General features: G+C 43.3%; 7 protein-coding genes and 1 pseudogene. All 8 read right to left on the bottom strand.

The window, feature by feature from the left end:
• A pseudogene (locus tag VH86_RS15820) lies at positions 1-632 on the bottom strand (type VI secretion protein VasK); the annotation flags it as partial.
• Positions 616-1,686: a type VI secretion protein gene (locus tag VH86_RS15815; RefSeq protein WP_231647241.1), complete on the bottom strand. Its 1,071-nt coding sequence runs from the start codon at positions 1,684-1,686 to the stop codon at positions 616-618. The gene VH86_RS15815 and the pseudogene VH86_RS15820, both read right to left, overlap by 17 nt.
• Before the next feature lie 84 nt (positions 1,687-1,770).
• Complete coding sequence (locus tag VH86_RS25170) at positions 1,771-2,037, bottom strand: PAAR domain-containing protein (RefSeq protein ID WP_072050619.1); 267 nt, start codon at positions 2,035-2,037, stop codon at positions 1,771-1,773.
• Positions 2,038-2,140: 103 nt separating this feature from the next.
• Positions 2,141-2,605, bottom strand: a complete 465-nt coding sequence (locus tag VH86_RS26150) for a hypothetical protein (protein ID WP_231647239.1) — start codon at positions 2,603-2,605, stop codon at positions 2,141-2,143.
• A gap of 415 nt (positions 2,606-3,020) precedes the next feature.
• Positions 3,021-3,794 carry a hypothetical protein gene (locus VH86_RS15805; protein WP_045833491.1) on the bottom strand — a complete coding sequence of 258 codons (774 nt, stop codon included), beginning with the start codon at positions 3,792-3,794 and terminating at the stop codon, positions 3,021-3,023.
• 3 nt (positions 3,795-3,797) lie between these two features.
• Entirely contained in the window at positions 3,798-4,568 is a 771-nt protein-coding gene (locus tag VH86_RS15800) for a hypothetical protein (protein ID WP_045833490.1), read from the bottom strand.
• On the bottom strand, positions 4,561-6,588 hold the full coding sequence (locus VH86_RS15795; RefSeq protein WP_045833489.1) for a lipase family protein: 2,028 nt from the start codon (positions 6,586-6,588) through the stop codon (positions 4,561-4,563). The genes VH86_RS15800 and VH86_RS15795 overlap by 8 nt, the downstream gene beginning before the upstream one ends.
• Before the next feature lie 457 nt (positions 6,589-7,045).
• The coding region (locus tag VH86_RS15785) for a type VI secretion system Vgr family protein (protein WP_156150598.1) at positions 7,046-8,716 on the bottom strand (1,671 nt) is incomplete at its 5' end.

The raw sequence follows: 8,716 nt of genomic DNA, 5'->3' as shown, positions 1-8,716 counted from the left end.
GCGGTGGCGTCCATCGCGGCACTGGAAGGTCGCGCAGCAGTGGGCAACCCGGCAATGTCGGTAAGCTGGTCAGTTGCAGAAGTCACCCATATTATCGCGTCTGCAGGACGGCGACGCAGGCGCTTCAAAGCAATCAGCCAGTTTTCGTCAGTTTGAGAATTGGGATCGCCGCCCCACAACAACAGCGTGCCACTGTCCTCCTGCCAGAATTGATTGGTCAGGCCCGGTGTCAGGCCTTCGACATCAGCCACGCTACCAGTAATAAGCAAAATTCGAACTTTGCGCTTCCATCGAAAGCCGTATTGGCGGCGAAGAGTCAGTTTTAATTCATCGACTGTGTTATGGCGGGGTAAAACTTTAACTAATCTGGATTCATTTGAAGGCAGAACATTGATTTCTTTTGAGAAATGGCGGTGGTACGCCAGCTTAACACCTTTCGCCATGAGTGGCAGATAACAAAGAAAAGCAATGCCACAGCAGATTATCAATAGTGTCAGCAGCCTGTTGTTTGTTGTATAGATACCTGCATAGTTGCCGAACTTGTAAATTATTAGCCAGATTAAAACAATGCCAGCAATAGCCAGCCCAATTTTCCCGAGGCGGCCGAAAATAAAGTTATCCGGTCTTTTCATATTCACGTCCTGTGGTGAGAGTACTGATGTAACACTCAGTTCCGTCAGATAGAAGTGTCAGCAGTGACTCTTTACGTAAGCTGACCATATCCGCTGCTAGTGCGATGAGGAGCCAAGGAGCTGCCTGACCCGGTTTGCCAATGACCCGCTCAATATTCAATTTTTGAGTCGGTTGCCATAAGGCACCAAACTTTTGTCCTGCTGTGGTCAATGGTGCTGTGATTTTTTCCCAATCTAGCAAGTCTTCTATAACGCGCGATGAGCCACAGGCGGCAGTTTGCGTTTCCAGAAACAGGGTAATGTCCTGCTCGAAATTCGGCATGTCTAACGGCATGGGACGCAGCAATCGGGCTGAATGGTACAATTGATATTTATCAGCAACGTCGTCACTGGTAAGCAGCAGAGCCGCTAAGCCATCCGAATACTCAGCCTCTCCATGCAATTGCATTATGATTATCAGATCGACTGTCAGATCAGGCAACCTGAGGCGCTCTTCGAGGTGCTCCATCGAAATTAGTTCTGATACCACAATATCGACAGGCGCTACCTGATTTGGAAAGACATCACCCCATACTTCAGATAACGCAGTTCCTGATTGGACGGAATCACCATCAGTTAAGAGAGTGACCCGAAGTGATAACCCAGGAGGCAATACTTTCAGAGTTGATTGTACGCCCATCAGACAGGATTTTAAGGGTGACTGAATACCTTCAATCCGCCTCGTCAGTCCTCCTCTGGAAGGAATGGCGCCGGGTGGTGCATCAAGAAGAGCAGAAGCTGTAATGCCATCAGGCAAAAGAACGCAACTGCCTAAAACAGAGATAGATCGCTGCGCCCATAATTCCCATTGCTGTTGTGCATGTTCAGCCTCCTTCTGCAAGAAATGATGATTATCTAACTCTCTCTGCCTAAACCAGTAGCGGAAACAAAATATCATGCACCAGCTAAGTGGCAATCCTAATGAGATATACCAGATGTTTAATTCAGAGAGAGGTTTAACCGAACCGGAAGCATGGAGAATAAAGATTAAAACCGCCGAAACTAACGTTAACATGCCAGAAACTATCCACCCAGCTATATTAGGCGCGGGGGATAATTCTGCTATGATTGCTTTTTTCCTTTCCCAGCCCATGGCTAACTAACCCACCGTACTGTTTGATACACTGGATAAAACCTGGCATCCGCACTGACATTTGCAACCATCAATAACGACAGCAACGCCATTTATCATTCGGTTTGGTGCACCTTCAACGATAAGATTGGTTCCATGACCAGGAATAGGACAGCTTATTTTATCTCCGACCAGGGCTACAGACTTACCATTGACCGCGTATTTCGCAGAGGCGCATATGACTTTCCCCCCGTGAGTGGTTTTATCACCAATAACTACTACCCCTCTTTTCATTAGCTCATTCCTTTTAAAATCACACCAATAGATTCATAAGATCATGTGAATTGAAAAAATTCATAACTTAAGAAAAATAAAATGAGTTCTCCTTCCAACTCGACTATTTTAATTTCATTCTTTCGACTTTATCAAAATCAGGGAAGAGAGTTCTTTCAGGAGCAACACTTCCGTCCGGATAGATTATCTTGGAATACACACCATCTATTTTATCCTCTGGTTCTATATACCTAACAACTTTAACCTCATCAATTTCAGGATAAAAATAAATGCTGCTAAGTTTGGATACTCTGTAATAAAGGAAATTATTTTTCCCAAACAAGGAAAGTGATTTTGTTTTCTCTGCTATTTTCCGCTCTCGAATATATGGATAATATTTAGACGTAACATTTAAGTCGCCTGTAGATAAAGTGAATTGGCCATTCCGAGAAGCATCATTATCAAAAGCAAGCGTCACACCTACCGCCGTACCGGGTACAAGATCTTTGCCAAGATGTGTTGCGTCGATATACTCGATACCTAAATTGACCGCACTCAACGTCCATTTACACGAGCCACCGCCTGTCATAGCAACCTTTGCTTTCCAGATATCTATCCCCGCTCTCTTGCTGCATAGGGATCCCAATAACGTTATAGCTGGGTTCTGTAATCACTGAACCATCAAACCCACTGATTCTTTTTTTCTTGCATTCATACGAGATGTACCTGACCTCAAGCGGGAACGGTTTCGTATATTGAGACGGATTTTTTACTTCAACATTTAACCATTTTGTATCGGCCGGCGGAGATAACGTTCTATTTACGGCCCGACTTATGCTGCAACCCGCCGCAGTAAGCAACAAAATGACAAGCAGAATAATCTTTGATTTACTAGGGATTTTCCATAACCTCTTCTCCGTATTAAGCAAGTTGCAAGAGCATAGTGCTGGTGTGTAAGCGTAATTTTAATTCACCCGACACATCTTAAACACAATATCTTGCCATCATTTACCAAGATTCATTTTATCAACCTTGTCAAAATCAGGAAATACTGTACCGTCGGAAATAATAGTGCCATCTGGATATATTATCCTTGAGTGATTGCCTTTTATTTTTTTTACTGGCTCAATATATTGAGTGATTTTATCCTCATCTATCAATGGCTCAAATATGACATTACTTGCATCGACAACACGATATAATAAAAAGTCATGGTTACCTAAAAGAGTCAAATCATTTCTGTTACGAATTAACCTCCACTTTATTATATAAGGATAATATTTTGGCGATATCTTCAAATCTCCGTGTGCAGTTCTATATTGTCCATTACGAGAAGCATCATTATCAAAAGCAAGCGATACCCCTACCGCCGCACCTGGTACAAGATCTGTGCCAAGATGTGTTGCGTCGATATATTCGATACCTAAATTGAGCGCACTCAACGTCCATTTACACGGGCCTCCGCCAGTCATAGCAACTTTTGCTTTCCAGATATCTCCACTTTCTTGTTGCATAGGGATCCCAATAACGTTATAGCTGGGTTCTGTAATCACTGAACCATCAAACCCGCTGATTCTTTTTTTCTTGCATTCATACGAGATGTACCTGACCTCAAGCGGGAACGGTTTCGTATATTGAAACGGATTTTTTACTTCAACATTGACCCATTTTGTATCGGCCGGTGGAGATAACGTTTTATTTACGGCCCGACTCATGCTGCAACCCACCACAGTAAACAACACAAGGGAAAACAGAATAACTTTTAATTGATTAGACATCTCTTATTTTTCCATTCTCCTTATATCAGGATGAGTCGAGCCATCAGATACGACAGTACCATCAGGGTAAATGATTTTATAAAACACACCAACTTTATGCTCTTTTGGCGCAATTATTCTTACTATTTTTGACTCGTCTAAAATCGGCATGAATTTAACAGTTACAGAGCTATTTAAACTAACTATTTGTTTTTGTAAAAAATCATTTTCACCAAATATATTTAGAGAATCTTTATTACGAATCATTTTGTTAGTTTTAATTAATGGGTAATAGGTCGATGAGAAGATAGGTTTGCTACCAAATAAAATATCAAACTGTCCATTGCGCGATGCATCATTATCAAAAGCTAGAGACACGCCTACCGCAGTACCAAGAACAAGATCCTTATCAAGATGTGTCGCGTCTATATACTCAATACCTAAATTGAGCGCACTCAACGTCCATTTACACGGGCCTCCGCCAGTCATAGCAACTTTTGCTTTCCAGATATCCCCGCTCTCTTGCTGCATAGGGATCCCAATAACGTTATAGCTGGGTTCTGTGATCACTGAACCATCAAACCCACTGATTCTTTTTTTCTTGCATTCATACGAAATGTATCTGACCTCAAGCGGGAACGGTTTCGTATATTGAGACGGATTTTTTACTTCAACATTGACCCATTTTGTATCGGCCGGCGGAGATAACGTTCTATTTACGGCCCGACTCATGCTACAACCTGCTACAGTAAACAACATAAGGGAAAGCAGAATAATTTTTGACTGATTATACATTTTCCATCACCTCTTCTCCGTATTGAGCAAACCTCAAAAGCGTATCGTTACCAGACGGCATAGACAACGTAGGGGAAAGTGATACGCTAAGCAGCCCTTCTATATTCAGAAAGATATTATTCCTTGCTAACTCTTTCTCCGGCATGTCATTTTTATTTTGCTCCATCTGCTCTTTGAACAAATCAACATTATACCGATGCTCAGTAAAGGTGCGCTTTTCCACAATTCCGGCACTATCAATCAGCTCTAACACCTTGTTATACATATAGGGCATATAGGATGTCATAAAGTGATCAAATATATTTAAATTAACGCCTCTGTCCGGATTGCTTCCTTTGGGAAAAAAGTCAGTTAAATCCGACGATGTTAATGACGCTATAAACTCTTTTTGTTTCTGACCAGCCTGCTGCATCTTCTGCTCTGCTAGCGAAGGCGCCAAGTAAAGTTTAGCTTTAAAGGGAAGTGATTTTCTGATGGTAATACACCCTGCCGGCTTTGGCAGGTCCCTCTTACACTCATTCCATTCCCGACTCTGGGTGGCTGTGAGAAAGGCCACCGTATTGCCGTGGTGCCAGAAGCAGTCTCCCCAAGCAACCATCTGGTAAGCGAGAAGTTCACCCACTGACCAGAAAAAACCCAGAGTTCCGCCAAATATTCCCCAGAGTTTGTATAGCTCATTATCGAGGTTAGCTTCTGCCGGAACCGCAGGAATCGGGTCGTTATCATTGACATGGCGAAAATGAGTGATCTCCGACAATTGCATTACGGCATCGCGGGTAAAGGTTCGCGGCATACCATAGGTGTAAAGTATTGGATTAAAACGCTTCAATTTCGCTGAATGAATTAGAGCCAACGCCCCACCTAAACTATGGCCAGAAATAAATAGTTTTCGACCTACCAATTTATCGAATAAATCTTCAAGTTCTTTTTTAAATATTTTCTCCACTCGATTATAACCACCCAAGAACCCAGTATGTACTTTTCCAGCAGGTAGTAAGCTAGTACATTGCGTTTTATCTATACCACAAACGTCAGAATTTACTGGTCTGAATGCAAGATCCGTCCCCACATCAAACAAACTGGCCGTTCCGCGCCAGGCAACGATCACTTTATCTGCGTTATAAACATAATAAAGCTGCGTATCACCGTCTGCCTTCAATGCTGCAGTATCGTCCTCTGCCTGTACTGTTTCATGCGGACTCTTCTTGTCTACCTTAGGCGATGTATCCCGTGAGGTATCCATAAATACCGGGGGATAATATCGTTTACTAAAGGGAACATCCTGTACCAGCGTATTCCATGCCGAGCCATCTTTATAAAGCTGAGGTAAACGGGAAAGATCCTGGCACTGGTTAATAAAAAAACGCGTAATTGAGACTGTGTCCAGAGTACTATCATTTGCATAAGCAAGCGTCGCTGCTGCCCCGAGGTTGATACTATTTGCAATGGAGTAGTCCTTTTGATGATGCACAACAAGCTCCCACGCTCTGAAAGGACAAATTTCAATGACATGTCGCTTTTCCAGTTCATTTGTGCGGAGCTTGAGCCCTTTAAAGGCCGTTTTTGCAGGAAAATGGAACGCGGGAAGCATTTCTCCCTGCCTTAATTTTAGGTTAGGGTCACTCTTACATAACTCTCCAACGACTGCGTAATGCCATATAAATCCATTCAGTTCAGCACCTGCTCGAACAAGAGAATCCTGCAACGCATCTCTACTGACTCGTAACGGACGCTTTTCCATTTCTTTAACTAATGGCATGGATTCAATCGTAAACAGAATCTCTAGCCCATGCCGCATATCTATCCTGATGAGCCCTTCTGCATCACTATGGCCAGAATAAATAAACTCTTGTGCTATACCAGAAACCGGATGAGAACTCTCGGCTTTCCAGGGCATATTCGGGACCGGTTCACCTTGCTCATCAACCAGTTGAATTTCAACCCAATAGGGCTTTTGCTTACCCACCACAACATCGACATTGGTATGAGTAACCGAAGTGACTAATGAATTATTTCCCATAACCTATCCTTTCTTCCTTTTAAGTTTCCTAACGCACATCCTAGCTATTTTTTAGACAGGTAAATTGAACTAACTTTCAGTATTTCGGAGAAGATTGTCACGATAAAAAGGATTGTGCCACTTGTTATTGATGCATATTTTAACGCCCAAGGCAGAACTGAAAGTGAAGGAACAATAAACATCAATCGCATTAATGTCTGTCCATAAACAACTTTATTCACATGGCGCCACCCTAATACAAGCAATATGGCAGAAAGTATAATTGATATATTCAGCAACAAGGATAACGAAAATAAAATGACGATATGAAATCCCTGCTCAGCAAATAATTCTTTAAAGGATATAATATCATCCATTAATGGAATTCGGCCTTGAGAGAGGTTAAGCCAGATAAATCGGATGACATAGAACAGATCGAATGCTGCCCAAAAATACAGAATAATTCTGGTTTTCAACCTCATTTTCTTTCCTCTAATACATCGTCAGCAATAATGGGTTGCCAGTGCCATGATTTTCCTCCTGTCGCCCAGTTATCATCCCCTTCGAGGAATGTTTGCGTAATCTTCCGTCGTTCACCATAACGGTGAATTGCCGAGTTATTCATAACTAATTCAGTCACGTCAGAAGGGAGTGGGTGCCACTCCTGTATTTTATCTCGCTTGGTATTCATGAAGTCTTTACCTTCAGAGCCAAATATACGCCCTTCATCTCCCATAGAAGTTAATCGATTAATTGCCATTATTGCCGTATTTTTTAACCCATGGTAATCGTGCTCAACGGTAATCCACTGCCCCGGCCCTTCTTCTTGTTGAGTATCTGGAAACTCAATATTCATTTCACCTGGCATTGCAGAATAAAGGTGGCTGGTTTTTCCTGATGAATCAGAAATCCCATTTAGAACTTCGCCTTCTGCAGTCGTGATTTTATAGTTCGTATAAGGTTTTATTACTCCCGATTCGGGGTCTTTGAGGGTAAAAGTACCAGAGTAACCTTTAGGGAACGTGATTGGCTCACTATCCAGCGAGCCAGGTCCTGTCTGATCAACGTTGGTTGCTTTTAGAAAAATATTACCCGGGCACCCTATTTCTACATTTCCGTTATTCAATTTTATATAGGCACTTCCACTCTTAAGTATAAGCTCGCTATGCGCACTGAGAGTAATGCTACCTTCTCCACTGCTTATACTTACATCATCCTTAGCGCCAGCTTTCAATCCACCACCCAGTGACTGAATATCCAGTTCTCCTGAACCAGCGAAGAACTGCATCCCTGAGCCTGCAGCAAAAAGGCTGACCGATTCAGAAGCGGTAACCGTAAATGCCTGTCCGGCGCAAATGTCAGTGTTTTTTCCCGACATCAATCCAATACTTTTCTCACCAGATGCAATACGTATGGCTTCAGGGCTAACTATTCCCACTCCAGCTGGAGCGTGAGCCACCAGGCCGGGCATTTTGAGATAGCTCAATGATTTATTTAGACCTCGATGACCATCAATATCAGCAGGCACAGTTTTGGCTTGTTTGGCAGCAGTTTGCAGGCTTCTTGCCAATGTCAGCGCTTGTTCCAGCTGTTCAATCGCGCCATCCATCTCCAGCATTTTATTACTGACATCTGGCTGAACTTCAGCCGATAGCAGAATGCCCTTGCCACCACGAACACTGACCCAGTCGTCAGTTCTTAATTCTGCCCCTTGTCCCCGTAGTACTCTTTTAGCATTAACGTTGTGCCCCAAATTCAGCTGCGTCTTACCCCCATACTCCGTGCTGAGCTTGATATGCTCTTCACCCCGCTTATCCTCCATGCGCAGTTTGTTCAGCCCTGCCGTGCGGATAACGTTGCGGGTACTGTTTTTCTCAGTAACGTGATCAACATGACGCGAATCATGCAGCGCATGAGCAATATAGGGCTGGTCAGGATCTCCCTCACGAAACGCTATGGCCACCTCCGTCCCCTGTATCAGCGGGAAATGGAAGCCATACATATCCCCACCGTAAGGTTTAGCAAGACGAACGGGCATACTTTCAACACCGCGATCCTTGCCCTCCTCGTCCGCATCGAACACCACACGGTATAACCCGGAGGAATCCTGCCAGGCATAGATATCGTTGTCTTTCGCGCTGGTCACGCG

The organism is Pantoea sp. BL1 (genome assembly GCF_000963985.1).
Lineage (GTDB): Bacteria > Pseudomonadota > Gammaproteobacteria > Enterobacterales > Enterobacteriaceae > Pantoea > Pantoea rwandensis_B.
The sequence above is the reverse complement of the archived record's forward strand: the minus strand, read 5'-3'. Positions and strand labels throughout refer to the sequence as shown.

Excerpts from the sequence above, each read along its gene's own strand:
- VH86_RS15815 (WP_231647241.1), bottom strand. The coding sequence starts at position 1,686 with ATGTTAACGTTAGTTTCGGCGGTTTTAATCTTTATTCTCCATGCTTCC.
- VH86_RS15800 (WP_045833490.1), bottom strand. The coding sequence starts at position 4,568 with ATGTATAATCAGTCAAAAATTATTCTGCTTTCCCTTATGTTGTTTACT.
- VH86_RS15805 (WP_045833491.1), bottom strand. The coding sequence starts at position 3,794 with ATGTCTAATCAATTAAAAGTTATTCTGTTTTCCCTTGTGTTGTTTACT.
- VH86_RS15795 (WP_045833489.1), bottom strand. The coding sequence starts at position 6,588 with ATGGGAAATAATTCATTAGTCACTTCGGTTACTCATACCAATGTCGAT.
- VH86_RS25170 (WP_072050619.1), bottom strand. The coding sequence starts at position 2,037 with ATGAAAAGAGGGGTAGTAGTTATTGGTGATAAAACCACTCACGGGGGG.
- VH86_RS26150 (WP_231647239.1), bottom strand. The coding sequence starts at position 2,605 with ATGACAGGCGGTGGCTCGTGTAAATGGACGTTGAGTGCGGTCAATTTA.